General features: G+C 72.6%; 23 protein-coding genes. 13 read left to right on the top strand and 10 right to left on the bottom strand.

Annotation, left to right across the window (positions count from 1 at the left end):
* Positions 1–69 precede the first annotated feature (69 nt).
* Together ACZ42X_RS09765 and ACZ42X_RS09760 are read left to right on the top strand one after the other, a co-directional pair.
* A complete protein-coding gene (locus ACZ42X_RS09765) occupies positions 70–417 on the top strand; it encodes a winged helix-turn-helix transcriptional regulator (RefSeq protein WP_468286335.1) in 348 nt (115 codons plus the stop codon).
* A gap of 137 nt (positions 418–554) precedes the next feature.
* Positions 555–2,381, top strand: a complete 1,827-nt coding sequence (locus ACZ42X_RS09760; protein ID WP_468286332.1) for an acyl-CoA dehydrogenase — start codon at positions 555–557, stop codon at positions 2,379–2,381.
* 176 nt (positions 2,382–2,557) lie between these two features.
* Here the strand turns inward: ACZ42X_RS09760 and ACZ42X_RS09755 are convergent, their stop codons facing one another.
* Positions 2,558–2,806, bottom strand: coding sequence for a hypothetical protein (locus ACZ42X_RS09755; protein WP_361425639.1), 249 nt, complete (start codon positions 2,804–2,806; stop codon positions 2,558–2,560).
* A 123-nt stretch (positions 2,807–2,929) separates the two neighbouring features.
* On the opposite strand from ACZ42X_RS09755, the gene ACZ42X_RS09750 reads away from it, so the two are divergent.
* Positions 2,930–4,228 carry a M18 family aminopeptidase gene (locus tag ACZ42X_RS09750; RefSeq protein WP_468286329.1) on the top strand — a complete coding sequence of 433 codons (1,299 nt, stop codon included), beginning with the start codon at positions 2,930–2,932 and terminating at the stop codon, positions 4,226–4,228.
* 101 nt (positions 4,229–4,329) lie between these two features.
* The gene (locus ACZ42X_RS09745; protein WP_355351920.1) at positions 4,330–4,560 is read left to right on the top strand and encodes a hypothetical protein; all 231 of its coding nucleotides are present in this window, start codon (positions 4,330–4,332) and stop codon (positions 4,558–4,560) included.
* Positions 4,561–4,568: 8 nt separating this feature from the next.
* Here ACZ42X_RS09745 and ACZ42X_RS09740 read toward each other — a convergent pair whose 3' ends face one another.
* Both ACZ42X_RS09740 and ACZ42X_RS09735 read right to left on the bottom strand, forming a co-directional pair.
* Positions 4,569–6,398: an NHL domain-containing thioredoxin family protein gene (locus tag ACZ42X_RS09740; RefSeq protein WP_468286327.1), complete on the bottom strand. Its 1,830-nt coding sequence runs from the start codon at positions 6,396–6,398 to the stop codon at positions 4,569–4,571.
* Between the two features lie 66 nt (positions 6,399–6,464).
* Positions 6,465–7,250, bottom strand: a complete 786-nt coding sequence (locus ACZ42X_RS09735) for a carbon-nitrogen family hydrolase (RefSeq protein WP_361425651.1) — start codon at positions 7,248–7,250, stop codon at positions 6,465–6,467.
* A 135-nt stretch (positions 7,251–7,385) separates the two neighbouring features.
* Here ACZ42X_RS09735 and ACZ42X_RS09730 point away from each other — a divergent pair, with 135 nt between their 5' ends.
* A complete protein-coding gene (locus tag ACZ42X_RS09730; protein ID WP_468286324.1) occupies positions 7,386–8,210 on the top strand; it encodes a maleylpyruvate isomerase family mycothiol-dependent enzyme in 825 nt (274 codons plus the stop codon).
* A gap of 15 nt (positions 8,211–8,225) precedes the next feature.
* Here the strand turns inward: ACZ42X_RS09730 and ACZ42X_RS09725 are convergent, their stop codons facing one another.
* From ACZ42X_RS09725 to pdhA, 5 genes are all read right to left on the bottom strand, one after another.
* Positions 8,226–9,536 (bottom strand): MFS transporter, encoded by a 1,311-nt coding sequence (locus tag ACZ42X_RS09725; protein WP_468286321.1) that lies wholly within the window; start codon positions 9,534–9,536, stop codon positions 8,226–8,228.
* Positions 9,533–10,186, bottom strand: coding sequence for a GntR family transcriptional regulator (locus tag ACZ42X_RS09720; protein WP_468286319.1), 654 nt, complete (start codon positions 10,184–10,186; stop codon positions 9,533–9,535). Before ACZ42X_RS09720 ends, ACZ42X_RS09725 begins: the two co-directional genes overlap by 4 nt.
* 96 nt (positions 10,187–10,282) lie before the next feature.
* The gene (locus tag ACZ42X_RS09715; RefSeq protein WP_468287468.1) at positions 10,283–11,713 is read right to left on the bottom strand and encodes a dihydrolipoamide acetyltransferase family protein; all 1,431 of its coding nucleotides are present in this window, start codon (positions 11,711–11,713) and stop codon (positions 10,283–10,285) included.
* A gap of 30 nt (positions 11,714–11,743) precedes the next feature.
* Complete coding sequence (locus tag ACZ42X_RS09710) at positions 11,744–12,724, bottom strand: alpha-ketoacid dehydrogenase subunit beta (RefSeq protein WP_468286316.1); 981 nt, start codon at positions 12,722–12,724, stop codon at positions 11,744–11,746.
* Positions 12,725–12,726: 2 nt separating this feature from the next.
* Positions 12,727–13,899, bottom strand: a complete 1,173-nt coding sequence (pdhA, locus tag ACZ42X_RS09705; protein WP_468286314.1) for a pyruvate dehydrogenase (acetyl-transferring) E1 component subunit alpha — start codon at positions 13,897–13,899, stop codon at positions 12,727–12,729.
* Positions 13,900–14,239: 340 nt separating this feature from the next.
* Between pdhA and ACZ42X_RS09700 the strand changes: the two genes are divergently transcribed.
* From ACZ42X_RS09700 to ACZ42X_RS09690, 3 genes are all read left to right on the top strand, one after another.
* Positions 14,240–14,896, top strand: coding sequence for a response regulator (locus ACZ42X_RS09700; protein WP_468286311.1), 657 nt, complete (start codon positions 14,240–14,242; stop codon positions 14,894–14,896).
* Positions 14,897–14,985: 89 nt separating this feature from the next.
* Positions 14,986–15,366 (top strand): pyridoxamine 5'-phosphate oxidase family protein, encoded by a 381-nt coding sequence (locus ACZ42X_RS09695; protein ID WP_468286308.1) that lies wholly within the window; start codon positions 14,986–14,988, stop codon positions 15,364–15,366.
* 15 nt (positions 15,367–15,381) lie between these two features.
* Entirely contained in the window at positions 15,382–16,410 is a 1,029-nt protein-coding gene (locus ACZ42X_RS09690) for a phosphotransferase (RefSeq protein WP_361425675.1), read from the top strand.
* A gap of 21 nt (positions 16,411–16,431) precedes the next feature.
* On the opposite strand, the gene ACZ42X_RS09685 is transcribed toward ACZ42X_RS09690, so the two are convergent.
* Positions 16,432–18,084, bottom strand: a complete 1,653-nt coding sequence (locus ACZ42X_RS09685) for a protein kinase domain-containing protein (RefSeq protein WP_468287465.1) — start codon at positions 18,082–18,084, stop codon at positions 16,432–16,434.
* Positions 18,085–18,585: 501 nt separating this feature from the next.
* Here ACZ42X_RS09685 and ACZ42X_RS09680 point away from each other — a divergent pair.
* Positions 18,586–20,229 (top strand): protein kinase domain-containing protein, encoded by a 1,644-nt coding sequence (locus ACZ42X_RS09680; protein WP_468286306.1) that lies wholly within the window; start codon positions 18,586–18,588, stop codon positions 20,227–20,229.
* Positions 20,230–20,489: 260 nt separating this feature from the next.
* Here ACZ42X_RS09680 and ACZ42X_RS09675 read toward each other — a convergent pair whose 3' ends face one another.
* Entirely contained in the window at positions 20,490–20,915 is a 426-nt protein-coding gene (locus ACZ42X_RS09675; RefSeq protein ID WP_468286303.1) for a hypothetical protein, read from the bottom strand.
* Positions 20,916–21,033: 118 nt separating this feature from the next.
* Between ACZ42X_RS09675 and ACZ42X_RS09670 the strand changes: the two genes are divergently transcribed.
* From ACZ42X_RS09670 to ACZ42X_RS09655, 4 genes are all read left to right on the top strand, one after another.
* A complete protein-coding gene (locus ACZ42X_RS09670) occupies positions 21,034–21,213 on the top strand; it encodes a hypothetical protein (protein WP_468286301.1) in 180 nt (59 codons plus the stop codon).
* A gap of 95 nt (positions 21,214–21,308) precedes the next feature.
* Positions 21,309–22,010, top strand: coding sequence for a PadR family transcriptional regulator (locus ACZ42X_RS09665; protein ID WP_468286298.1), 702 nt, complete (start codon positions 21,309–21,311; stop codon positions 22,008–22,010).
* Positions 22,011–22,106: 96 nt separating this feature from the next.
* Entirely contained in the window at positions 22,107–22,850 is a 744-nt protein-coding gene (locus ACZ42X_RS09660; RefSeq protein ID WP_361425690.1) for an ABC transporter ATP-binding protein, read from the top strand.
* A complete protein-coding gene (locus tag ACZ42X_RS09655; protein WP_468286295.1) occupies positions 22,847–25,699 on the top strand; it encodes an ABC transporter permease in 2,853 nt (950 codons plus the stop codon). Before ACZ42X_RS09660 ends, ACZ42X_RS09655 begins: the two co-directional genes overlap by 4 nt.
* Positions 25,700–25,725: the final 26 nt, after the last annotated feature.

Here is a 25,725-nt window from a genome sequence, read left to right as displayed (position 1 = left end):
GTCGGCTTACGCTAGGCGGCCCATCGGTAACCATCCGGTGCCCAAGCCGCCTGCTACGGAGGGGACTTCATGGACGACCGGCTCGCCGACTGCCGCGCCCGCCTCGGCTTCGACCTGCTGGCCCACACCTGGAACGCGGTCGTCCTCTACGCCCTCGCCGACGGCCCGCGCCGACCGCGCGAGCTGCGCACGACGATCGGCGGCATCAGCGCCAAGGTCCTCACGGAGACGCTCCGGCGCCTGGAGGGCCACGCGCTGGTGGAGCGCCACGAGTACGCCGAGTCACCGCCCCGCGTGGAGTACGCCCTCACGCCCCTGGGCGTGACCCTGCTGGAGCCCATCCGCGCCCTGGGCCGCTGGTCGGCGGAGCACGCGGACGCCTACGCGGAGGCGCAGGGGTGGGGCGACGACGCCTGAGGGGGTCCCGGGGCGCGTCGCTCGTCACAGATCGCCCGATAGGGGTTGCTCTTATTACCGACGGGTAGCATCATCGTAGCTACTTGCTGGTACGTGTACGAGGATTCCGCCTCCCCGAGCCTTACGGAGCCGTCGCCATGGGGCACTACAAGTCGAATCTCCGCGACATCGAGTTCAACCTCTTCGAGGTCCTCGGGCGCGACAAGGTCTACGGCACCGGTCCGTTCGAGGAGATGGACGTCGAGACCGCGAAGAGCGTGCTCGACGAGATGCGCCGTCTCGCCGAGAACGACTTCGCCGAGTCCTTCGCGGACGCCGACCGGAACCCGCCGGTGTTCGACCCGGAGACGAACACCGCGCCGATCCCGGAGACCTTCAAGAAGTCCTACAAGGCCTTCATGGACTCCGAGTACTGGCGCCTGGGCCTGCCCGAGGAGATCGGCGGCACGACCTCGCCGCGCTCGCTGATCTGGGCGTACGCGGAGCTGATCCTCGGCTCGAACCCGGCGATCTGGATGTACTCCTCCGGCCCGGCCTTCGCCGGCATCCTCTTCGAGGAGGGCAACGAGGCGCAGAAGAAGATCGCCTCGATCGCCGTCGAGAAGCAGTGGGGCTCCACCATGGTGCTGACCGAGCCCGACGCGGGCTCGGACGTCGGCGCCGGGCGCACCAAGGCGATCCAGCAGGAGGACGGCTCCTGGCACATCGAGGGCGTGAAGCGCTTCATCACGTCCGGTGAGCACGACATGTCGGAGAACATCCTCCACTACGTGCTGGCGCGCCCCGAGGGCCACGGCCCGGGCACCAAGGGCCTGTCCCTCTTCCTCGTGCCGAAGTTCCACTTCGACTGGGAGACCGGCGAGCTGGGCGAGCGCAACGGCGTGTACGCGACGAACGTCGAGCACAAGATGGGCCTCAAGGCGTCCAACACGTGCGAGATGACCTTCGGCGACCAGCACCCCGCCAAGGGCTGGCTGATCGGCGACAAGCACGACGGCATCCGCCAGATGTTCCGCATCATCGAGTTCGCCCGCATGATGGTCGGCACGAAGGCGATCGCCACCCTCTCCACCGGCTACCTGAACGCGCTGGAGTACGCCAAGGAGCGCGTGCAGGGCCCGGACCTGGCGAACTTCATGGACAAGACCGCGCCCAAGGTCACCATCACGCACCACCCCGACGTGCGCCGCGCGCTGATGACGCAGAAGGCGTACGCGGAGGGCATGCGCGCCCTCGTCATGTACACCGCCGCGATCCAGGACGAGATCCAGGTCAAGGAAGCGGCCGGCGAGGACGCCAAGGCGCTCATCGGCCTGAACGACCTGCTCCTCCCGATCGTGAAGGGCTACGGCTCCGAGAAGTCGTACGAGCAGCTCGCCCAGTCGCTCCAGACCTTCGGCGGTTCCGGGTACCTCCAGGAGTACCCGATCGAGCAGTACATCCGCGACGCCAAGATCGACACCCTGTACGAGGGCACGACGGCGATCCAGGGCCAGGACTACTTCTTCCGGAAGATCGTCCGTGACCAGGGCGCCTCGCTGAACGCGCTCGCCGAGGAGATCAAGAAGTTCCTGGCCGTCGGCACCGGCGGCGAGGACCTCGCCCCGGCGCGCGACGCGCTCGCCAAGGCGGCCGTCGACCTGGAGGCGATCGTCGGCACGATGCTGACCGACCTCACCGCCACCGGCGAGGACGTCAAGAACATCTACAAGGTCGGTCTCAACACCACCCGCCTCCTGATGGCCTCCGGTGACGTGGTCGTCGGCTACCTGCTGCTGCGCGGTGCCGCCGTCGCCGCCGAGAAGCTTCCGACGGCGTCCGCCAAGGACAAGGCGTTCTACGAGGGCAAGATCGCGGCCGCGAAGTTCTTCGCCGCCAACGTCCTGCCGGGCGTCTCGACCGAGCGCGCCATCGCCGAGGGCGTCGACAACGCCCTGATGGAGCTGGACGAGTCCGCGTTCTAAGTCCCAAGCAACGCGGCCTGGTCCTGGCGGCCCGCTCCCCGAGGTTCCCGGGGGCGGGCCGCCGCCCGTTTGACGCGACGGCGCCGACGGCCCCGACCGCGCCGGTCACGCCGGTCACGCCGACCGCACCGGTCACGCCGCCGACGCGCGTCCCGCCGCCGCGCCCGCCGCGCCCGTCACGCCGCCGAGGCCCGTATCGACGCCCGCGCGATCAGCACCGCCGCCGTCACCGGCAGGAGGTCGCCGAGGCGCACGGGGTCCCGCTCCGGGGTCCCCGTCGCCGCGTCGGCGCACGCCGCGCACAGCGGCATCAGGAGCTGGGCACGCCACTGCGCGTCGGGGGCCGCGCACGCGGCGCACGCCGGGAGCGGGGCGAGGGCGGCAAGGGCACGGGTGCGGGTGGAGCCGGTCGTCGTCGTGGTCACCAGGACACCTCCGGTCGCGTTCGGTCCATTGCGGTGGACTCGTTCCGATCGTCGCAGCCACCACTGACAATCGGCCTCGCAATCGCCCGGGCCCGGCCCGGGTGCCCGCCGTATGGTGATCTCATGACCAGCTCTCCCGCCCGCTTCGACCGCGGCCACACCGACGACCTGATGTCCTTCCTGGCGTCCTCCCCGTCCCCGTACCACGCCGTCGCGAACACCGCCGAACGGCTGGAGAAGGCCGGTTTCGAGCAGGTGGAGGAGACCGCCGCCTGGGACGGGACGACCGGCGGCAAGTACGTGATCCGCGGTGGCGCGATCATCGCCTGGTACGTACCGGAGGGCGCCGCCCCGCACACCCCCTTCCGGATCATCGGCGCGCACACCGACTCGCCCAACCTGCGCGTCAAGCCCCGCCCCGACACCGGCGCGCACGGCTGGCGGCAGGTCGCCGTGGAGACGTACGGCGGGACGCTGCTCAACACCTGGCTCGACCGCGACCTGGGTCTGGCCGGCCGGCTGACCCTGCGCGACGGCAGCCACGTCCTCGCCAACGTGGACCGGCCGCTGCTGCGCGTGCCGCAGCTCGCCATCCACCTGGACCGGCAGGCCAACGACGGCCTCAAGCTGGACCGCCAGCGGCACATGCAGCCCATCTGGGGCCTCGGCGACGACGTCCGCGACGGCGACCTGATCGCCTTCGTCGCCCAGGAGGCCGGCGTGGCCGCCGACGACGTGGCCGGCTGGGACCTGATGGTGCACGCCCTGGAGGCGCCCGCCTACCTCGGGCGGGACCGCGAGCTGCTCGCCGGGCCCCGCATGGACAACCTGCTGTCCGTGCACGCGGGCGCCGCCGCGCTCGCCGCCGCGGCCGCCGCGGGCGACGGCCTGGCGTACATCCCCGTCCTCGCCGGCTTCGACCACGAGGAGAACGGCTCCGAGTCCGACACCGGCGCCCAGGGTCCCCTCCTCGGCACGGTCCTGGAGCGTTCGGTCTTCGCGCGGGGCGGCGGCTACGAGGACCGGGCGCGTGCCTTCGCCGGCACCGTGTGCCTGTCGTCCGACACGGGCCACGCCGTGCACCCCAACTACGCGGAGCGCCACGATCCAACGCACCACCCGCGCGCCAACGGCGGCCCCCTCCTCAAGGTGAACGTCAACCAGCGGTACGCCACGGACGGCAGCGGGCGGGCCGTGTTCGCGGCGGCGTGCGAGAAGGCGGGCGTGCCGTGGCAGTCGTTCGTCTCCAACAACGACATGCCGTGCGGCACCACCATCGGCCCGATCACCGCCGCGCGCCACGGCATCCAGACGGTCGACATCGGTGTGGCCATCCTGTCGATGCACAGCGCCCGCGAACTGTGCGGCGCCGACGACCCGTTCATGCTCGCCAACGCGCTCACCGCGTTCCTGACGGACTGACGGCTGACGGCTGACGGACTGACACCGCCCCTTGCCGCGTAGGCGTTCCGGGTCCGGGTACCCGGAACGCCTACGTTGTGTTGACGAGGAGGCGGGAAATCATGGGCCTGGGTGGCTGCATCATCCTCATCGGGGTGGGTGCGATCCTCACCTTCGCGACCGACTGGGAAGCCGAGAGCGTCAACCTCGATCTCGTGGGGCTGATCCTGATGGCGGTCGGTCTCATCGGTGTCGCGACCTTCACCAGCATCTACCGGCGCCGCAGGGCGGTCGTCTCCCCCGTGGTCGACCCGATGGTCGACCCGCGCGACGACCGCCGCCCGCCGCTCTGACGAGGGACCTACGCGTCGAGTCCCGCGAGGATCAGGGGCAGGCGCGTGGCGCCCCCGGCCGTGACCTTCACCGGGACGCCCCAGTCCTGCTGGTGGACGTGGCACGCCGGATACTCGTTCTCGGGGTCGTCGTCGCACGAGGCGGCCATCGCCGACACGTGCAGGACCCCTTCCGTGACCTCCGGGTTCAGCGCGAGCTCCCGGAACAGGTCCGTGCCCGTGCCGTCCCCGGACGCGAGCAGCTCCGGCGGCGTCGACGACACCAACAGCCGGGTGGAGGGCCCGTACCGGTCGTCGAGCTTCTGGCCGGCCGGGGCCTGGAAGACCACGTCCAGCCGCAGCGTGCCGGGCGCGACCTCGGTCGCCTCGCGCTGCGTGCGGTGGGCCACCGCCTCCACCTGGACGGCCTCCTCGGGGAGCCGCAGCCGGGTCAGGCGGTGCCGGGCCGACTCGACGACCACGATGTCGTCGCCGACGAGCACCGCGTCGCTCGGCTCGCGCAGGTCGGTGGCGAGGGTCGTGACCTCACCGGAGGAAGGGTCGTAGCGGCGCAGGGCGTGGTTGTACGTGTCCGAGACGGCGACGGAGCCGTCCGGCAGGGCGGTGACGCCCAGCGGGTGCTGGAGCAGCGCCTGACCGGCCGCGCCGTCGCGGTGGCCGAAGTCGAACAGACCGGTGCCGACCGCCGTGTGGACGGCGCCGTCGGCGTCGATCCAGCGCAGGGCGCTGGTCTCCGAGTCGGCGATCCACAGGCGGTCGCCGGCGGCCGCGAGCCCGGACGGCTGGGCGAACCAGGCTTCGTCGGCCGGGCCGTCGACCAGGCCCTCGTTGGTGGTCCCGGCGGCGACGGAGACGGTGCCGTGCTCGGGGTCGTACGCCCACAGCTGGTGGACGCCCGCCATGGCGATCCACACCCTGCCCTGCCACCAGGCGACGTCCCAGGGGGAGGAGAGCGCCACCTCGCGGGCCGGGCCGGAGGTGGGGGAGCCCTGCCACCACTGCGCGCCGGTGCCGGCGAGGGTGGAGACCTCACCGTCGGCGAGGTCCAGGAGCCGCAGGGCGTGGTTGACGGTGTCGGCGACGACGACGCGGCCCTCGGGCAGGAGGGCGAGGCCCTGCGGCTCGTTGAAGCGCGCCCGGTCGGCCGTGCCGTCCGCGAAGCCGCGCTCGCCGGAGCCGTACCGGCGTACGACGCTCTCGCCGTCCGGTGCCAGCTCGACCAGTTGGTGGCGGGTGGTGTCGGAGACCAGGAAGTTCCCGCCGTCCAGCAGGAGCGCCTTGCCCGGGAAGCGCAGGTGCGTGGCGACGGGCTCCGGCGGTACGTAGGGGCCGTCGCCGCGCCGCAGGGTGCCCGTGGCCTCGTGCTCGGCCTCCAGCTCGGCCACGAGCCGCTCCAGGGCCGTGGCGTGGCCCTCACCCGCGTGCTGGGCGACGACGTACCCCTCGGGGTCGATGACGACCAGCGTGGGCCAGGCCCGTACGGCGTACTGCTTCCAGGTGGCCAGCTCCGGGTCGTCCAGGACCGGGTGGTGCACGCCGTACCGCTCGACGGCGTCGACGACGGCCTGGTGCTCGGCCTCGTGCACGAACTTCGGCGAGTGGACGCCGATGATCACCACCGTGTCGCGGTGCTTCTCCTCCAGCTCGCGCAACTCGTCGAGGACGTGGAGGCAGTTGATGCAGCAGAACGTCCAGAAGTCGAGGATGACGATGCGGCCGCGCAGATCGGCGAGGGTCAGGTCCTTGCCGCCCGTGTTGAGCCAGCCGCCCTTGCCGACGAGCTCGGGGGCGCGGACACGGGCACGGCGGGGCGCGGAGGCGCGAGCGGAGTCGTTCATGGTTCAAGGGTGCCATCCGCGCACGCCCCCGCGGAGCGGCGGTTCCAGCCGCTCCCCCGCGGGTCCTCAGCGGCCCAGGACGCGGTCCTTCAGGGCCGGGAACCGGTCCCGCGTGGTGGCCACCTTCTCCGGGTCCAGCTCGACCGTCAGGGTCTCCTCACCCGGGCCCGCCTCCGCGAGGACCTCGCCCCACGGGTCGACGACGATGCTGTGGCCCGCCTGCTCGACGCCCGCGTGCGTACCGGCCGTACCGCAGGCGAGGACGTACGCCTGGTTCTCGACGGCGCGCGCCCGGGCCAGCAGCGTCCAGTGGTCACGGCGGCGCGCGGGCCAGCCGGCCGCGACGACGAACCCGAGCGCGCCCGCGTCGACCAGGCCCCGGAACAGCTCGGGGAAGCGCAGGTCGTAGCAGGTCGCGACGCCCAGCGGGAAGTCCGGCACCGGGGCGGTGACGAGCTCGGAGCCTGCCGCCATCAGCACGGCCTCGCCCTGGTCGAAGCCGAAGCGGTGGATCTTGCGGTACGTCGCGGCGAGGTCGCCGGAGGGGGAGAAGACGAGCGAGGTGTTGTAGAGGAGCCCGTCGGGCCCGCGCTCCACGACGGAACCGGCGTGCAGCCACACCGCCGCCTCGGCCGCGGCCTTCGCCATCGCCTCGTACGTCGGGCCGCCGGGCACCGGCTCGGCCTCCGCCTCGAACGACTCGTACGCGAAGGCGCCGATGGGCCACAGCTCCGGCAGGACGACGAGATCGGCGACCCCGCGCTGTCCGGCCACGAGCGACGCCACGCGCGTACGACGGGCTTGGGGCGATTCGTCCGGGTCTACCGCGATCTGGATCAGCGAGGCGCGCACACTACCACCGTCCTGGCATTCGAGTCGTCAACTCCGGCCTACGATCGTCACACGAAAGCACTGCCGGGGTGCCTCGCGGCAGCGTAACTTAACTGCACAGCACCCAGCCCGCGTACCAACCGCCCGAGGGGTCCCGTGACCGTCCATCCCAGCCTCCAGAACTACGCCGACGCCTGGACCCACTCCATCGAAGCGATAGCCGAGCTGGTGCAGCCGCTCGCCGAGGGGGAGTGGAACCGCGCCACACCGTGCCCGGGCTGGTCGGTGCGCGACATCGTGTCGCACGTCATCGGCATGGAGTGCGAGATGCTGGGCGACCCGCGCCCGATCCACTCCCTGCCCCGCGACCTGTTCCACGTGCGCGGCGACTTCGCCCGCTACATGGAGGTGCAGGTCGACGCGCGGCGCCACCACACCGCCCCGGAGATGACGGCCGAACTGGAGTACGTCCTCATCCGCCGCGCCCGCCAGCTGCGCAACGAGAACCGCGCCCCCGACACCCTGATCCGCGCCCCCCTCGGCGCCCAGCAGTCGCTGGAACTCGCTTACCGGATGCGCGCCTTCGACGTCTGGGTCCACGAGCAGGACCTGCGCACCGCGCTCGGGCAGCCCGGCAACCTCGACTCCCCCGGCGCGTACGTCGCCCGCGACAACTTCCTGCACGTGCTGCCCCGGGTCGTCGCCAAGGACGCGGGCGCGCCCCCGAACACCGCGGTCGTCTTCGACATCCACGGGCCGGTCGAGTTCCTGCGGACGGTACGGGTCGACGCGGAGGGGCGCGGCACGATCGACGGCGCGCCGTCCCTCGGGCCCGCCGTGACGATCGCGACGGACTGGGAGACGTACATGCGCCTGGCGTGCGGGCGCGTGCGGCCCTCGGCCGTGGCGGACCGGATCAAGGTCGAGGGCGACCAGGAGCTGGCCGACGCGATCCTCGCGCACTTCGCCGTAACGCCGTAAGGCGCCGGGAGCGCGTTACGCCGCGGGGACGTGCACGGTCTCCACCCGGCTCGCGACCAGCCGGTCCCGCTCCCGCCGCGCCGTACGGGCCCGCAGGCGCAGGATCTGCGTGACGCCCAGCGCCTGGAGCGCGAAGACCGACGAGAAGGCGATCCGGTAGTCGTCGCCGGTCGCGTCCAGCAGCAGGCCGACGGCGAGCAGCGTCGTGATCGAGGCGGTGAACCCGCCCATGTTGACGATCCCGGAGGCCGTGCCCTGCCGCTCCGGCGGGTTGGCCGGCCGGGCGAAGTCGAAGCCGATCATCGAGGCGGGCCCGCACGCGCCGAGGACGACACAGAGGGTGGCCAGCAGCCACATCGGGGCGTGGTCCCCCGGGTAGGCGAGGGTGGCCGCCCACACGACCGCCGTCGCCGCGACCGTGCCGAGCGCGAGCGGCACGCGCGCGCCGTGGTGGCGGGCGATGATCTGGCCGTAGGTCATGCCGAAGACCATGTTGGCCAGCACCGTCAGCGTCAGCATGTCGCCGGCCGTGCCCCGCGCGAGGCCCTGCTCCTCCACGAGGAACGGCAGGCCCCACAGCAGCAGGAACACCATCGCCGGGAACTGCGTGGTGAAGTGCACCCACATGCCGAGCCGGGTGCCGGGCTCGCGCCACGACCGCGCGATCTGGCGGCGGACGAACGCCGCGCCCGCGTGGCGCACGGGCTCCGGCTCGTACCCCTCGGGGTGGTCCTTCAGGAACAGCACGAGCAGGACGAGGACGACCACACCGGCGAGCGAGCTGCCGGCGAACGTCGCCGTCCACCCCAGCCCGTCCAGCGTCCGCGCGATCACGATCGTCGAGACGAGGTTGCCGACGACCCCGAAGAGCCCGGCGACCTGCGCGATCAGCGGCCCGCGCCGCGCGGGGAACCAGCGCGTGCCCAGCCGCAGCACCGAGATGAACGTCATCGCGTCGCCGCAGCCCAGCAGCGCGCGCGAGGCCAGCGCCATGCCGTACGACGGCGAGAGGGCGAAGCCCAGCTGGCCGACGGTGAACAGCACCACGCCGAGCGTGAGGACCTTCTTCGTGCCGAGCCGGTCGACCATCAGGCCGACGGGTATCTGCATGCCCGCGTAGACGAGCAGCTGGAGGATGGAGAAGGTGGACAGGGCGGAGGCGTTGATGCCGAAGCGGTCGGCGGCGTCCAGCCCCGCGACGCCCAGGGACGTACGGAAGATGACGGCGACCAGGTAGACGCAGACGCCGACGCCCCAGACGAGGGCGGCGCGGCGGCCGCCCGGAGGATCGTGCGGCAGGGCGGGCACGGGAGTGGCGTGGCTCACCGCTCCTCACCCCGCACCAGGTCCTTGACGCGGCTGACGTGGCGGTGCACGCACTGCGCGGCGCGCTCGGCGTCCCCGTCGCGGACGGCGGCGAGGATCTCGGCGTGCTCCGCGATGTTCTTGGCGATGCGGTCGGGGTGGGCCTCCATGACGGCGACGCCCATCCGCAGCTGCCGGTCGCGCAGTTGGTCGTAGAGGCGGGAGAGGATCTGGTTGCCCGCGTGGCCCACGATCTCGGCGTGGAAGGTGCGGTCCGTCAGCGCGACGGCCGCCAGGTCGCCGTCCTCGGCGCGGCGGCGCTGCTCCTCCACCAGCTCCTCCAGCCGCTCGATCAGCCGCGGTGACGCCGGTACGGCCTTGCGGACCGCGAACTCCTCGACCAGCAGCCGGGTTTCGACGACGTCCGCGATCTCCTGCGCCGACACGGCGAGGACGAGGGCGCCCTTCTTGGGGTAGAGCTTCAGCAGCCCTTCCATCTCCAGCTTGAGCAGCGCTTCCCGCACGGGAGTACGGGACACCCCCACGGCTTCGGCGAGTTCGCCCTCGGTGAGGAGAGTGCCGCCCTGGTAGCGGCGGTCGAGGACGGCTTGCTTGACGTGGGTGTAGACGCGGTCGGCGGCAGGAGGGGACGCGGAAGGGGCTGGGGGCATGCGTACAGCTTAGATACATGATGGGTACAAGCGTGAGGCCCGCCCCGGAAATGGGACGGGCCTCACATGGGCCTCACATGAGCCGTGCGCGGGGGCCTACGCCCAGGTGATGAGCCGCTTCGGCTGCTCCAGGATCGCGGCGACGTCCGCCAGGACCTTGGAGCCGAGTTCGCCGTCGACCAGCCGGTGGTCGAAGGAGAGGGCGAGGGTGGTGACCTGACGGGGCTTCACCTTGCCCTTGTGGACCCAGGGCTGGAGCTTGATCGCGCCGACCGCGAGGATCGCGGACTCGCCCGGGTTCAGGATCGGCGTACCGGTGTCGACGCCGAAGACGCCGACGTTGGTGATGGTGACGGTGCCGCCCTGCATGGCCGCCGGGGTGGTCTTGCCCTCGCGGGCGGTGGCCACCAGCTCGCCGAGCGCCTCCGCCAGCTGCGGCAGGGTCTTGGCGTGCGCGTCCTTGATGTTCGGCACGATCAGACCGCGCGGCGTGGCCGCCGCGATGCCGAGGTTCACGTAGTGCTTGACCACGATCTCCTGGGCGGCCTCGTCCCAGGAGGCGTTGATCTCCGGGTTGCGCTTGATCGCGACCAGGAGCGCCTTGGCGATGAGCAGCAGCGGGTTCACCCGGAGCCCGGCCATGTCCTTGTCGGACTTGAGCTCCTCGACGAGCCTCATGGTGCGGGTGACGTCGACCGTGACGAACTCGGTGACGTGCGGCGCGGTGAAGGCCGAGCCGACCATCGCCTGGGCCGTCGCCTTGCGCACGCCCTTGATCGGGATGCGCGTCTCCCGGCCGGCCTCGGGAGCCACCGGAGCTTCCGGCTGCGGCTGCGCGGCGGGAGCCGGTACGGGTACGGCGGCGGGCGCGGCGACCGAGGCGGCCGCCAGGGAGACCGCCGCGTGGACGTCCTCGCGGGTGACGGTCCCGCCGGGCCCGGTCGGGGTGACCGTGGCCAGGTCGACCCCCAGGTCCTTCGCCAGCTTGCGCACCGGCGGCTTGGCCAGCGGCCGGGGCCCGGGTTCCTGGAAGGCCGGGGCCGGGGCCGGGGCCGGCGATGGTGTGCCGTGGCCGTTCAGCTCGCCCTGGATGGCCGCGGCAGCGGGCTCCTGGGGCGTGGCCCCGGGCGCCTGCTTGCGCGGGCGGCGCTTGGTGGACGTCGCGGCGACGCCGTACCCGACCAGCACGGGCTGGCGCCCCTGCGGCTCGGCGTCGGCGTCACCGGCCGCACCGGCCGCGTCCTTCGCGGCGAGCTCCGCCGCCGCCGGCTGGGCGGTCTGCGGCTGCTCCTCGGCGGCGGCGCCACCGGCGACCTCCACCGAGATGATCACCTCGCCGACGTCGACCGTCGTGCCCTCCGGGAAGCGCAGCTCGTGCACCACCCCGTCGTACGGGCACGGCAGCTCCACCGCCGCCTTCGCGGTCTCCACCTCGCAGACGACCTGCCCGTCGGTGACGGTGTCACCGGGCTGGACGTACCACTTCAGGATCTCGGCCTCGGTGAGGCCCTCGCCGACGTCCGGCATCTTGAACTCGCGGATCACAGCGGGCCTCCTCTAGTACGCGAGCGAGCGGTCGACGGCGTCGAGCACCCGGTCGAGACCCGGCAGGTATTCCTCTTCGAGCCGGGCCGGCGGATAGGGCGCGTGGTAGCCGCCCACCCGCAGGACCGGCGCCTCCAGGTGGTAGAAGCACCGCTCCGTGATGCGCGCGGCGATCTCGGCACCGGAGCCGAAGAAGACCGGCGCCTCGTGCACGACCACCAGCCGCCCGGTCTTCTCCACGGACGCCTGCACGCTGTCGAAGTCGAGCGGCGAGACCGAGCGCAGGTCGAGCACCTCGACCGACCGGCCCTCCTCCGCCGCGACCGCGGCCGCCTCCAGGCACACCTTCACCATCGGCCCGTACGCGGCCAGCGTCAGGTCGGTGCCCTCGCGCACCGTGCGCGCGCGGTGCAGCTCGCCCGGGATGGCCTCGGTGTCGACCTCGCCCTTGTCCCAGTAGCGGCGCTTCGGCTCGAAGAAGATCACCGGGTCGTCGCTCTGGATGGCCTGCTGGAGCATCCAGTAGGCGTCCGAGGAGTTCGACGGCGTGACGATCTTGAGCCCGGCGACGTGGGCGAAGAGCGACTCGGGCGACTCGCTGTGGTGCTCGACGGCGCCGATGCCGCCGCCGTACGGGATGCGGACGACGACCGGCAGCTTGACCTTGCCCAGCGAGCGGGCGTGCATCTTGGCGAGCTGCGTGACGATCTGGTCGTACGCGGGGAAGACGAAGCCGTCGAACTGGATCTCGACGACCGGCCGGTAGCCGCGCAGCGCGAGGCCGATGGCCGTGCCGACGATGCCGGACTCGGCGAGCGGGGTGTCGATGACCCGCTCCTCGCCGAAGTCCTTCTGGAGGCCGTCGGTCACGCGGAAGACGCCGCCGAGCTTGCCGACGTCCTCACCCATGATGAGGACCTTGGGGTCGTTCTCGAGCGCCGTGCGCAGCGACTCGTTGAGCGCCTTCGCGAGCGGGAGTTTCTGTACAGCCATGGTTACTTGACCTCGCCATCCGCGTCGGCGAACGACGCCTGGTAGGCGGCGAACTGCGCGCGCTCCTCATCGACGAGCGTGTGCCCGTCGGCGTACACGTTCTCGAAGATCGCCAGGTGGTCGGGGTCGGGCATGGCCCGCACCGCCTCGCGGACGCGCTTGCCGAGCGCCTCGCTCTCCGCCTCCAGCTCCTCGAACCAGGCGGCGTCGGCGTGCCCCTGCTTCTCCAGGTACGTCCGCAGCCGCAGGATCGGGTCCTTGGCCTCCCAGGCCGCCCGCTCGTCGTCGTGGCGGTAGCGGGTCGGGTCGTCGGAGGTGGTATGCGCGCCCATGCGGTACGTGAACGCCTCGACCAGCGTCGGGCCCTCGCCGCGCCGCGCCCGCTCCAGGGCGGACCGGGTCACGGCCAGGCAGGCGAGGACGTCGTTGCCGTCGACGCGGACGCCGGGGAAGCCGAAGCCCTGCGCGCGCTGGTAGAGCGGGACGCGGGTCTGCTTCTCGGTGGGCTCGCTGATCGCCCACTGGTTGTTCTGGCAGAAGAAGACGACGGGGGCGTTGTAGACCGCGGAGAAGGTGAAGGCCTCGGCGACGTCACCCTGGCTGGATGCGCCGTCACCGAAATAGGCGATGACCGCGCTGTCCGCGCCGTCCTTCGCCACGCCCATGGCGTATCCGGTGGCGTGCAGCGTTTGCGACCCGATCACGATCGTGTACAGGTGAAAATTGTTGCTGTTCGGGTCCCAGCCGCCGTGGTTCACGCCACGGAACATTCCGAGCAGATTGGTCGGATCGACCCCCCGGCACCAGGCGACGCCGTGCTCACGGTACGTCGGGAAGACGTAGTCGTCGTCGCGGAGCGCGCGGCCGGAGCCGATCTGGGCGGCCTCCTGGCCGAGCAGCGAGGCCCACAGGCCCAGCTCGCCCTGGCGCTGGAGGGAGGTGGCCTCCGCGTCGAAGCGCCGGGTCAGCACCATGTCGCGGTACAGACCGCGGAGCTCCTCGGGGCTGAGGTCGATGTCGTACTCGGGGTGCTGGACGCGCTCGCCCTCGGGGTCGAGCAGCTGTACGAGCTGGGGCTCGGCGCCGCCCTGGGCGCCGGCTGCCTTGGTCCCGCTCGCGCTGGTGCGCTTACTGCTGCGTCGCGGCTTGCGCGCGGCAGTGCCTTCCACGGTCACGTGCGTGCTCCTCCGTCTGTCCGGCCCCCGGGGTCCGCCGGGTAGGCCAGTCGGCTCCGCCTGTTTCCGTACGTACGCGCACGGGGTGGGTGCCCTCGGCCGGGAACAGGCGTGACAGGTGCCCCGGCGAGCACCCCGTCAAAGGCACGTTACCCAGTGCGCCGCATTACTGCGAAACCCCCTTTGACCTGCGATTTTGCTTGGATTTCCAAGTAAATCGAGAATTGCGGGGGCGAGGAACGAAAAGAGCACTGGTCACAGCCTTGCGGGCCGCCGGAACACGGGCACGTTATCCCGCGGACCCCGGGCACGGGAAGAGTGAGTATGTGAGACTGATTCCGTGCGCGAAGACGGAAAAATCACGGTATTTCTGCTCGATGACCACGAAGTCGTACGCCGTGGCGTGCACGAGCTGCTCTCGGGTGAACCCGACATCGAGGTCGTCGGCGAGGCCGGCACGGCGGCGGAGGCCCTCTCCCGCATCCCGGCGACGCGTCCGGACGTCGCCATCCTCGACGTACGCCTCCCGGACGGCAGCGGCGTCGAGGTCTGCCGCGAGATCCGCTCCCACGACGACTCCGTGAAATGCCTGATGCTCACGTCGTACGCCGACGACGAGGCCCTCTTCGACGCGATCATGGCGGGCGCCTCCGGGTACGTCCTGAAGGCCATCCGCGGCAGCGAACTCCTCACGGCGGTCCGCGACGTCGCCGCCGGCAAGTCCCTGCTGGACCCGGTGGCCACGGCCCGCGTCCTGGAGCGCCTGCGCGACGGCGCCCCGAAGGGCGACGCGAGACTCGCCTCCCTGACGGAGCAGGAACGCCGGATCCTCGACCTCATCGGCGAGGGCCTGACGAACCGCGCGATCGGCGAGCGGCTGCACCTGGCGGAGAAGACCATCAAGAACTACGTCTCCAGCCTGCTCTCCAAGCTGGGCATGGAGCGCCGCAGCCAGGCCGCCGCGTACGTGGCCCGCCTCCAGACCGAGCGCCGCTGAGCCCTGCGCCGCACGCGGGACTTAGGGCCCGTCCCCGCCGGGCCGGGCGGCCCTTCTACGGGGGCGCGGGGGCACGCGAGGGTGGAGCCATGCCCCTCACCGACGAACCGCGCGCCATCGAGCTGCTCGGGCGCGTGCCGTACGGCCGCATCGCGACCAGCCTGCGGGCCATGCCCGCCGTGGCGCCCGCGCGGCACATCGTGAGCGGCGACGGCGAGGTCGTGCTGCGCATGGACCGGCGCCTCGGCCACCACCGCGCCTGCCACGGCACCGTCGTCGCGTACGGCGCCGACAACTGGGGCTCCGGCGCCGACGTCCTGTGGTCCGTCCAGGTCACCGGCACCGCCCGCCTCGCCGACCCCACGCCCCGCGAGCTCGCCCTCTTCGGCCCGGCCCCGCACCACCTCGACCCGGCCTACCTGCGCGTCGAGCCGAGGTTCGTCTCCGTGCACACCCCCCACGCTGCGTGATCTAACATCTGCGGAGTGCCGCGCTCATCTGCAACACCCCCCGCCCCACCCCTGAGTGCGCTGCTGCGCCGCTACGACGGCCCCGGCGAGCCGCTCTCCTGCGTCCCCGTCACCCAGGGCCTGCTCAACCGCGGCTACCGCCTCGCCACCACCCGCGGCGCGTACTTCCTGAAACAGCACCTCGACGCCCCCACCGCGGACCGCGACACCATCGTCCGCCAGCACCGCGCCACCCAGCGCCTGCACCACCTCGGCGTCCCGGTGGCCCCGCCGCTCGCGGACACCGAGGGCCGGACCGTCGCCGAGATCGGCGGCCGGTGCTACGCGCTCCACCCGTGGGTCGACGGCCGCCACCGGGACGGCGCCCAGCTGACGACGGCCGGCTCCCGGCGCCTCGGCGCGCTCCTCGGGCTCGTCCACACCTGCCTGGAGCAGGTGATGGAGCCGCAACCGCACCCGGACCGTGACCACGGGCACCGCAGCGCCGACCCGGAGGACACCTTCCGGCTCATCGACCGGCTGCTGGCCCTCTCCCGCGCCCGCCGCCCCCGCGACACCTTCGACGAGCTCGCCGAGCACCGGCTGCTGGAACGGCGCCGGCTCCTCGCCGAGCACGCCCACCGCCGCCCCCCGCGGGCCGACGCGGGCGGCTGGGTGCACGGCGACTTCCATCCGCTGAACCTGCTCTACCGGGGCGCGGAGCCCGCCGCGATCATCGACTGGGACCGCCTGGGCGTCCAGCCGCGCGCCGAGGAGGCCGTACGGGCGGCCGTCATCTTCTTCGTCCAGCCGGCGGGTGAACTGGAGCTGGCCAAGGTACGGGCGTACGCGCGCGCCTACCGGCGGGCGGCCGGTGCCGACGCGGCCGAGCTGGCGGCGGCGGTGCACCGGGTGTGGTGGGAGCGGCTGAACGACTTCTGGATACTGCGCTGGCGCTACCAGCTGCACGACGGCAGGGCCGACCCGCAGTTTCCTGCGGCGTCGGCCCTGGCGGTGTGGTGGACGCGGGAGTACGAGGCGGTGCGCGACGCCTTCACGGCGTAACGCGCCCTCGCACTCGGACGGCTACTGGCCCTGCGTGGTCGAGCCCGTGGTGGTGGCGTTGCCGCCGTCCGCCTGGCCGCCGGTGGCGGTGTTGCCGCCGTCGGTCTGACCGCCGACGTCCGTCTGACCGCCGTCCGTCTGACCACCGACGTCCGTCTGGCCGCCGTCCGTCTGACCACCGGTGTCCGTCTGGCCGCCGTCGGTCTGTCCGCCGTCCGTCTGACCCCCGGTGTCCGTGCCGCCGTCCGTCGTCCCCTGGTCCGTACCGCCGTCGGTCGTGCCGGGGGACGAGGGGGTGCCGCCGGACGGTGACGGCTCGTCCGTCTTCGAGTCCGTCGGCGGGCGGTACGACGGCGGGTTGTCGTTCCAGTTGTTGCCGCCGCCCGAGGAGCCGTCGGGCTCCTGGGTCTCCTCCGTCGGGTCGTCGCTCGGCGACGGGCTGCTGTCCTTGCCGGGCGTGGAGGGCGCGGTCGTCTTCGGCGTCTTGGTGTCCTGGCTGTCCTTGGGGGTCTCGGCCTTGTTGAGCGCGTACACCGCACCGGCGACCATCGCGATGAGCGCGAGGGCGACGAACAGCACCAGCTTGCCGCGGCCGGAGCCGCCCTTGCCGCCGTGGCCGCCGTCGTACCCGTACGCGTACGCCCCGTCGTCGGGGTTCATCGGCGGCAGTATCGGGCCCTGCGAGGTCTCGCCGTGGACGGCGTGGCCCATGACCGAGGTCGCGGCGACGCCGCCGGCCGGGGTGCGGAGGCCATCGTGCGTGTCGACGGGGCCGGTGTTCCAGGTCCCGGAGTGGCCGCCCTGCTGCTGGAGCATCTGCAGCCCGTACTGGACCAGGCCGCGCATCTCCTCGGCGCTCTGGAACCGGTCGTCCGGGTCCTTGGCGAGCGCGCGCATGGCCAGCCCGTCCAGCTCCGGCGGCGCCACGTCGGAGACCTCCGACGGCGGCACCGGGATGTCCTGGACGTGCTGGTACACCACGGACAACGGTGTCTCGCCGGTGAACGGAGGCCGCAGCGCGAGCAGCTCGTAGAGCAGGCAGCCCGTGGCGTACAGGTCGGAGCGGTGGTCGACGGCCTTGCCGAGCGCCTGCTCGGGCGAGAGGTACTGCGGGGTGCCCATGACCATGCCGGTCTGCGTCATGGTGGTGGACGCCCCGTGCAGGGCGCGGGCGATGCCGAAGTCCATCACCTTGACGGCGCCGCTGTGGGTGATGATGACGTTCGCGGGCTTGATGTCGCGGTGCACGATGCCGTGCTGGTGCGAGTACGCGAGCGCCTCCAGCACGCCGGAGACGATGATCAGCGCCTGCTCGGGCGGCGGCGCCTCGGCGGTGTGCAGCAGGTCGCGGATGGTGCGGCCCTCGACCAGCTCCATCACGATGTAGGGGACGGACTGGCCGCCCACGACGTCCTCGCCGGAGTCGTACACGGCGACGATCGCGTGGTGGTTCAGCCCGGCGACGGACTGCGCCTCGCGGGTGAAGCGGGCCTTGGAGACCGGGTCCTCGGCGAGGTCCGCGCGCAGCAGCTTGACGGCGACCGTGCGCCCGAGGCGTACGTCCTCGGCGGCGAACACCTCGGCCATGCCGCCGCGGCCGAGGCGGTGGGTCAGGCGGTAGCGGCCGTCACCGACGAGGCCGCCGACGCCCCAGTCGGAGGCCTCGTCGCGGATCTCGCGGCCGCCGCGGGACCCGCTGTCCTCATCCCGCTGGTCCCGCTGGTCACGGTGGCCTTGCTGGTCGCGCCCGTCACGCTGGTCCGGCGAGTCGCTCGCGTCCGCCCGGGCGTCGCGCGCTCCGCCGTCCGACACTCCGCCGCCATCCGACACTCCTCCGCCGCCGCCTGCTTCGGATCCGGGTGCCATCAGTCCTCGCCGTCGTTTCTGTGCCCGCGTGCTGGGTGTGCCTGCGGTGTGCCGCCGTGTTCCTAAGGGGTACTACGCCCCGTCACGCTACAGCCTCCGCGCGCCGGGCCGGTTCCGGATGGACCGGCCATCCAATCGGTTCCACGTACACCTGTGCAAATTGCGTCCCCGGCGTGTAACGCTTCCGAGACGCTTCTTGTGCGTACGGTCACGGAACGGGCACCCGGCTTGACGTGTCCCGGCCCTCGGGCAGACTGGGCCCGTAAAACCGGATCACCGCGGCCACGCGCGCGCACGGGGGAGCAAGGAATGAGCCAGGACGGCGCACGGGGCCGCTATGCGGGCGGCTCGGTCGCGGGCGGCCGGTACCAGCTTCGCGATCTGCTCGGCGAAGGCGGCATGGCGTCCGTGTACCTGGCGTACGACACGGCCCTGGACCGCCAGGTCGCCATCAAGACGCTGCACACGGAGCTGGGGCGCGAGCAGTCCTTCCGCGAGCGGTTCCGCCGCGAGGCGCAGGCCGTCGCCAAGCTCCAGCACACCAACATCGTCTCGGTGTTCGACACGGGCGAGGACGAGCTCGACGGCTCGGTCATGCCGTACATCGTCATGGAGTACGTCGAGGGCCAGCCCCTCGGGTCCGTCCTGCAGTCCGACATCCAGAGTTACGGCGCGATGCCGGCCGACAAGGCGCTCAAGGTCACGGCCGACGTGCTCGCCGCCCTGGAGACCAGCCACGAGATGGGCCTGGTCCACCGGGACATCAAGCCGGGCAACGTGATGATGACCAAGCGCGGCGTGGTCAAGGTGATGGACTTCGGCATCGCGCGCGCCATGCAGTCGGGCGTCACCTCGATGACGCAGACCGGCATGGTGGTCGGCACGCCGCAGTACCTGTCGCCGGAGCAGGCGCTGGGGCGCGGCGTCGACGCGCGCTCCGACCTGTACTCGGTCGGCATCATGCTCTTCCAGCTGCTGACCGGCCGCATCCCGTTCGACGCCGACTCGCCGCTGGCCATCGCGTACGCCCACGTGCAGGAGGAGCCGGTCGCGCCCTCCTCCATCAACCGAGCGGTCACGCCGGCGATGGACGCGCTGGTGGCGCGGGCGCTGAAGAAGAACCCGAACGAGCGCTTCCCGAGCGCTGCCGCCATGCGCGACGAGTGCCTGCGGCTGCTGTCGGCCGGTCAGACCGGCGCGCCGGTGATCGTGGCCGGTGGCGGGCCGGTGAACAGTGGCGCGGGCGTCGGCTCGGCGGTCTTCCCGCCGGTCGACCACACCACCCCGGCGCCCGGCCCGCACAGCGTCCAGACCCCGTACCAGCCCGGCCCCGGCCCGGCTCCGACCCCGGCTCCCGGCCCGTACGGTGCGCCGACCCCGGCGCCGCCGAGCTACGGCTACCCGCAGCAGGCGCACACCCCGGCCCCGGCGCCGTACCAGCCGACTCCGCCGCCGTACACGATCGCGCCGCAGTCGGCCCCGGCCCCCGGTGGCAGCGGCGGCAAGCGCGGCGGCAACACGTCGGTCGTCGTGGGCGCGGTCGTGGCGGCGCTCATCGTCATCGGCGGCGTCGTCACGGCGGTCGCGCTCAGCGGCGGCGAGGACGACCCGAGCCCGGCGGCGGGCGGCGCCACGGCCTCCGGTGAGCAGGCCCAGGCGGGGCACAAGCCGCCGGAGCGGAACCGCACCATCGACAAGGAAGAGTGCACGGACGCCCGGGAGGACAGCGACGACCCGCAGAAGGTGCAGGCGCCGAGCTTCACCTACAAGGACGTGCTGTCGGTCAAGTCGTGCCTCCAGGCGGCGGGCTGGAAGTACAGCGTCAAGGAAGTGGACAACCCGCAGTACGCCGAGGACCAGGTGATCTCGCAGTTCCCGACGGAGGGGACCGCCGTGGTGCCGGGCAACCAGACCTTCGAGCTGACGGTCGCGACGGGCGACCCGGGTCAGTGACCGGGGACGCGACGGGCGACCCGGGTCAGTGACCGGCGGACGCTGATCGCGCGGCCGCTCGCCCGCTCGCGTCGGTCGAGTGCGCGGCCGACCGTCGGTGGATCCGTCAGTGGATCCGTCAGTGGATCCGTCGGTGCATCCGTCGGTGGATTCCGCCGTCGTAACCCCTGCGGGTGGCCCTGGGGCCGCCCGGGATGCCGGGGCCCCCGCCCCGTGTGACGCTGAGGCCACTGTACGAAGTGGCTCGCCACGGGAGGGGGTCACGCGGTGACTCCGAAACTCGGCTCACGGTCGCGGTGCGCGTTCCTCATACTGCTCGTCTGGGCGGTCGCGCCGGTCGGCTCCGCGTACGCGGACGAGAGCACGCCCCCGGGTACGCCGCCGGGCGCGGGCCGGCCCGCCGTCCGGCCGCTGAACCCCGCCGGGAGCGCGGCGGCACGGCCGGCCACACCGGTCCCGGTCCCGGCGCCGGTCGCGCCGGTACCCAGCGGTCCGGGCGCCTCGCCAGAGGTTCCGTCGGCTGAGACGTCCCCCACGCTTCCCGGAGGCGCGGACGGGGCGCTGCACCCGGCCCAGGTGCCGGGCGGGCCGTCGACGTCGCCGTCGCTCGCCGGGCGGCCGGCCGGGGCGGGGCGGGAGCGGCCGGGGCGGCCCCAGCCACCGTCGCCGTCGGCGTCGCCGTCCACGGACCCGTCGGGGACGGAGTCGGGCGCGGGAGACCCGTCACGTACCAAAACTGCAACAGCGCCGGACGCCCCCGACGGGGACGAGCCGTGGGACGAGGTACCGGAGACGGACGCCGCGGTGCCCGGGGAGCCCTCCCGTACGCCGGCCGCCGACGCGTACGAGCCCGCCGCGCGGGCTGCCGAAACCTCCGCCGAGACCGCCGCTGACCGGCAGCTTCCCGTTCTCACCCTGGGTGTGGGGCTCGCCATGATGGGCCTGGGACTCGGCTTCCTGGGACTCCGGATGCGCCGCCGCTGATCCTTTCCCGCCCCGTCGATCCCCCCTGAGAGGGACGCTCCGGATCCTCCGGGCGACGGTTGCCGGGCTCGACATACTCGGTATACATACTGAGTATGTCCATCCGCCACGGGCTGCTCGCCCTCCTCGAACACGGGCCGCGCTACGGCTCCCAGCTCCGTACGGAGTTCGAGTCGCGCACCGGCTCCACCTGGCCGCTCAACGTGGGCCAGGTCTACACCACGCTCAGCCGCCTGGAGCGCGACGGCATGGTGGAACAGGGCGGCGAGGACGAGGCCGGGCACGCGCTCTACGCGATCACCGAGGCGGGCCGCGAGGAGCTCAGGAGCTGGTTCGAGAAGCCCGTCGACCGCACCAGTCCGGCACGCGACGAGCTGGCCATCAAGCTCGCCATGGCGGTCGGCGCCCCCGGCGTCGACATCCGGGCCGTCATCCAGTCGCAGCGCCGTCACACCGTCAGGGCGATGCAGGACTACACCCGGCTCAAGCACCAGGCGATCGCCACCCTGGAGAGCGGGGCGTCGCGCGAGCGCGACGACGTGGCCTGGCTGCTCGTGCTGGAGCAGCTGATCTTCCAGACGGAGGCCGAGGCGCGCTGGCTGGACCACTGCGAGGCCCGGCTCATCCGGCTGTCCCACGCCGTCATGACCGGACGGACGGACACGGCCGACACGGCCGGCTCGCCCGGGCCACTCGGTTCACTCGGCTCACCCGGCTCGCCCGGCTCCGCTCCCACGGGTGGTGCTGTGGGAGGCACCGCCACCGCCGCGCGCGCGGGCAAGGCCGCCGGCCCGTGACCCGCACCGGCTGAGCATCACCCCAGACCACTCTCGTACGAACATCCGCTGCGTACGCCCGCACGCGCGCGCGTATGCCCAAGGGGGGACCCCTCCATGTCACCACGCCAGTCCGAGCAGCCGGTGCTGCAACTCCAGCGGCTCACCCGGGTCCATGGCTCCGGCGCCACCGAGGTGCACGCGCTGCGGGGCATCGACCTCGACGTCTTCCCCGGTGAACTCGTCGCCGTCATGGGGCCGTCCGGCTCCGGCAAGTCCACGCTGCTGACCATCGCCGGCGGCCTCGACACCCCGTCCTCCGGGCGGGTCATCGTCGAGGACACCGACATCACCGACGCCGACCGCAAGACGCTCGCCGCCCTGCGCCGCCGCAGCATCGGGTACGTCTTCCAGGACTACAACCTCATCCCGGCGCTCACCGCCGCCGAGAACGTCGCCCTGCCGCGCGAGCTCGACGGCACCTCCGCCCGCAAGGCGCGCGGCGAGGCCATCGCCGCGCTGGAGGAGATGGGCCTCGGCCACCTCGCCGACCGGTTCCCCGACGAGATGTCCGGCGGCCAGCAGCAGCGCGTGGCCATCGCCCGCGCACTCGTCGGTGACCGGCGGCTGGTCCTCGCCGACGAGCCGACCGGCGCCCTGGACTCCGAGACCGGCGAGTCGGTGCTCGCCCTGCTGCGCGCCCGCTGCGACGCGGGCGCGGCCGGTGTCCTCGTCACCCACGAGCCGCGCTTCGCCGCCTGGGCGGACCGCGTGGTGTTCCTGCGCGACGGAGCGGTCGTCGACCAGACCATCCGCAGCGACGCCGACTCCCTGCTCACGGGCCAGGCGGCCGAACAGTGAACAACTGGTTCCACTCGTGGCGCGCGGCGGTGCGCATCGCCCGCCGTGACGCCTGGCGCTTCAAGGGGCGCAGCTTCCTCGTCCTCGCGATGATCGCGCTGCCCATCCTCGGTGTCAGCGCCGCCGATCTGACCCTGCGCTCGGCGGAGCTGTCCACCGAGGAGAAGGTGACGCGCACGCTGGGTGCCGCGGACGCACGGATATCCGACCCGGGGTACGGCGGGGCGCCGCTGTACCAGAACCCGGAGGGCGACCAGTCCACGCCGGTCGGGGAGTTCGACGGCAAGCCGTACCCGGAAGGCGCGACGGACGTCTCCAAGGCGTTCCCGGCGAGCGCGACGGTCCTGCCGGACTCGGTCGGCTCCGGGAAGGTGCGCACCGCGTACGGTCTGCTGCACGCCCAGATCCGGGAGCTCAAGGCCGACGACCCGATGGCCGAGGGCCTGGTGAACCTGCTGGACGGCCGGTTCCCGAAGAAGGCCGACGAGGTGGCCGTGACCGGCCACTTCCTGGAGGCCAGCGGCCTGCGTGTCGGTTCGACGCTCACCGCGCGCGGCCTGGACCGCGAGTACCGCATCGTCGGCACGTACGAGATGCCCAACGGGCTCAAGGACGACGAGGTCATCGCCGTGCCCGGCGCGTTCCTGGCCCCGCTCGACAAGGCGCTCAAGGCGGAGGGGCTGTCCGGCACGGCCACGATCACCACGCACCTGCTCCGCGTGCCCGGTGGTTTCACGTGGAACATGGTCAAGGAGGCCAACGCCAAGGGCGTGACGGTGACCTCGCGCGCCGTCCTCCTCGACCCGCCCGCCAAGTCCGACGTCCCGCTGTACACCGAGGAGGGCTGGGCTCCGTACGAGCAGAGCGGTGCCGCCAACGCGGCCGCCCTGGCTGCCGCCGGTACGGTCGTGGGCCTGGCGATGCTGGAGATCTGCCTGCTGGCCGGTCCCGCGTTCGCCGTCGGCGCCCGCCGCTCGCGCCGCCAGCTGGGCCTGGTCGGTGCCAACGGCGGCGACCGCCACCACATCCGGGCCATCGTCCTCGCCGGCGGCCTCGTGATCGGCGCCGCGGCGGCCGTGACGGGCACGGTCCTCGGCATCGTCCTGACCTTCGCGCTCCAGCCGGTGCTGGAGGAGACCATCGGCCGGCGGTTCGGCAGCTTCGACGTCCGCCCGCTGGAGCTGCTGGGCATCGGACTGCTGGCGGTGCTGACCGGCCTGCTCGCCGCGATCGTGCCGGCCGTCACGGCCTCGCGCCAGACGGTGCTGGCGTCGCTCACCGGTCGCCGCGGGGTGCGCCGCAGCAGCCGGGTGCTGCCGCTGATCGGGCTGGGCGCGGTGGCACTGGGCGCCGCGATCGCGCTGTACGGGTCGGTCTTCTCCGACCAGTTCCTCCTCGTCGCGGCCGGCAGCGCCCTCGCCGAGCTCGGCGCGGTGGCGATGACCCCGGCCCTGGTCGGACTGTTCGGGCGCGTGGGCCGCTGGCTGCCGCTGTCGCCACGACTGGCGCTGCGGGACGCCGTGCGCAACCGGGGCCGTACGGCCCCGGCGGTCGCCGCGGTACTGGCCGCGGTCGCGGGCACGGTGGCCGTGGCGACGTACACGGTGAGCCGCGACGCGCAGGAGCGGGCCGGCTACGAGGCACAGCTGCCGCACGGCGCGGTCTCCGTGCTGGTGCGGGAGGGCGGTGGCCGGGATGTCCCGGCGGTGCGCGACGCGGTCCAGAAGAACCTGCCCGTCGACCTGCGGGCCGATATGGACCGGATCGTGGTCGGCAGAGCCGGCTGCGACGTGTACAGCAGCGCCGAGGGCTGCGGCACCCATGAGGTCGTCATCCCGAAGGCCAACGAGTGCCCGCTGTGGGTCACCATGCCGGACGGTTCCGACCCGTCGGAGAAGCTCAGCAAGGAGGAGCGCCGCAAGCTCGGGCGCGACTGGCGCTGCCAGAGCACGGAGACCATGGCGTTCAGCGAGTCCGGACTGGTCGTCGCCGACGCCAAGCTGCTGGCGGTGCTCGGGGTCGAGGACCCGGGGGCCGCGAAGGCCCTGGCCGAGGGCAAGGTCGTGGCCTTCTCGCGGCCCATGGTCGACAAGAGCCGGAACATCTCCATCCGGCTGATCACCGACCAGCAGGCGGCCGACGAGGCCGCCATGGCCGGCAAGGAGCGCCCGGGCCTGCTGAAGTCCTTCCCCGCGTACCAGGTGGCCGAGGGCACCAAGGGGTACGGCGTGGCGGGGATCATGTCGCCGGCCGCGGCCAAGGCGGCGGGGCTGACCACGCAGCCGCTGGGCGCGCTCTTCACGACCGGCACCATGCCGAACGGTGAGCAGCGCCAGAAGCTGGACGACGACCTCGCCAAGACCGGCGTCGGTGTCGAGCTCTACGTGGAGGAGGGCTTCGTCAGCGAGAACAGCATCGTGCTGCTGTCGCTGACCGTCTTCGCGACCCTCATCACCATCGGCGCGGCCGGTATCGCCACCGGGCTCGCCCAGGCCGACGCCGAGGCCGACCTCAAGACGCTGGCCGCGGTGGGGGCGCCGCCGCGGGTGCGCCGGACGCTCAGCGGCTTCCAGTGCGGGGTGGTCGCCGTGATGGGTGTGGTGCTGGGCTCGGCGGCGGGCGTACTGCCCGCGATCGGGCTCCGGCTGACCGAGCGGCGCCAGGAGATGAAGTGGTACCAGGAGGCACTGGACCAGGGGATGACGTTCAGCCCGCCGCCGCACGTGCCGATCATCGTCCCGTGGGAGACGCTGGCCGCCCTGCTGGTCGCCGTCCCGCTGGGCGCGGCGCTGCTCGCGGCCCTGGTGACCCGCTCCCGGGGGGCGCTGGCCCGCCGCGCCGCCACGTAGGCCGTACATGTGCCCCTGGAGGAGGG

Source organism: Streptomyces sp. NPDC030862, assembly GCF_055571835.1.
Note: the sequence above shows the minus strand (reverse complement) of the source record. Positions and strands in the feature narration are given on the sequence as shown.

What these genes read in the sequence shown, in the direction of transcription:
- ACZ42X_RS09720 (WP_468286319.1), bottom strand. Translation starts at nt 10,186, where the DNA reads ATGCCCCCAGCCCCTTCCGCGTCCCCTCCTGCCGCCGACCGCGTCTAC.
- ACZ42X_RS09680 (WP_468286306.1), top strand. Translation starts at nt 18,586, where the DNA reads ATGAGCCAGGACGGCGCACGGGGCCGCTATGCGGGCGGCTCGGTCGCG.
- ACZ42X_RS09745 (WP_355351920.1), top strand. Translation starts at nt 4,330, where the DNA reads ATGGGCCTGGGTGGCTGCATCATCCTCATCGGGGTGGGTGCGATCCTC.
- ACZ42X_RS09750 (WP_468286329.1), top strand. Translation starts at nt 2,930, where the DNA reads ATGACCAGCTCTCCCGCCCGCTTCGACCGCGGCCACACCGACGACCTG.
- ACZ42X_RS09695 (WP_468286308.1), top strand. Translation starts at nt 14,986, where the DNA reads ATGCCCCTCACCGACGAACCGCGCGCCATCGAGCTGCTCGGGCGCGTG.
- ACZ42X_RS09765 (WP_468286335.1), top strand. Translation starts at nt 70, where the DNA reads ATGGACGACCGGCTCGCCGACTGCCGCGCCCGCCTCGGCTTCGACCTG.
- ACZ42X_RS09715 (WP_468287468.1), bottom strand. Translation starts at nt 11,713, where the DNA reads ATGCCGGACGTCGGCGAGGGCCTCACCGAGGCCGAGATCCTGAAGTGG.
- ACZ42X_RS09665 (WP_468286298.1), top strand. Translation starts at nt 21,309, where the DNA reads ATGTCCATCCGCCACGGGCTGCTCGCCCTCCTCGAACACGGGCCGCGC.
- ACZ42X_RS09760 (WP_468286332.1), top strand. Translation starts at nt 555, where the DNA reads ATGGGGCACTACAAGTCGAATCTCCGCGACATCGAGTTCAACCTCTTC.
- ACZ42X_RS09740 (WP_468286327.1), bottom strand. Translation starts at nt 6,398, where the DNA reads ATGAACGACTCCGCTCGCGCCTCCGCGCCCCGCCGTGCCCGTGTCCGC.
- ACZ42X_RS09660 (WP_361425690.1), top strand. Translation starts at nt 22,107, where the DNA reads ATGTCACCACGCCAGTCCGAGCAGCCGGTGCTGCAACTCCAGCGGCTC.
- ACZ42X_RS09710 (WP_468286316.1), bottom strand. Translation starts at nt 12,724, where the DNA reads ATGGCTGTACAGAAACTCCCGCTCGCGAAGGCGCTCAACGAGTCGCTG.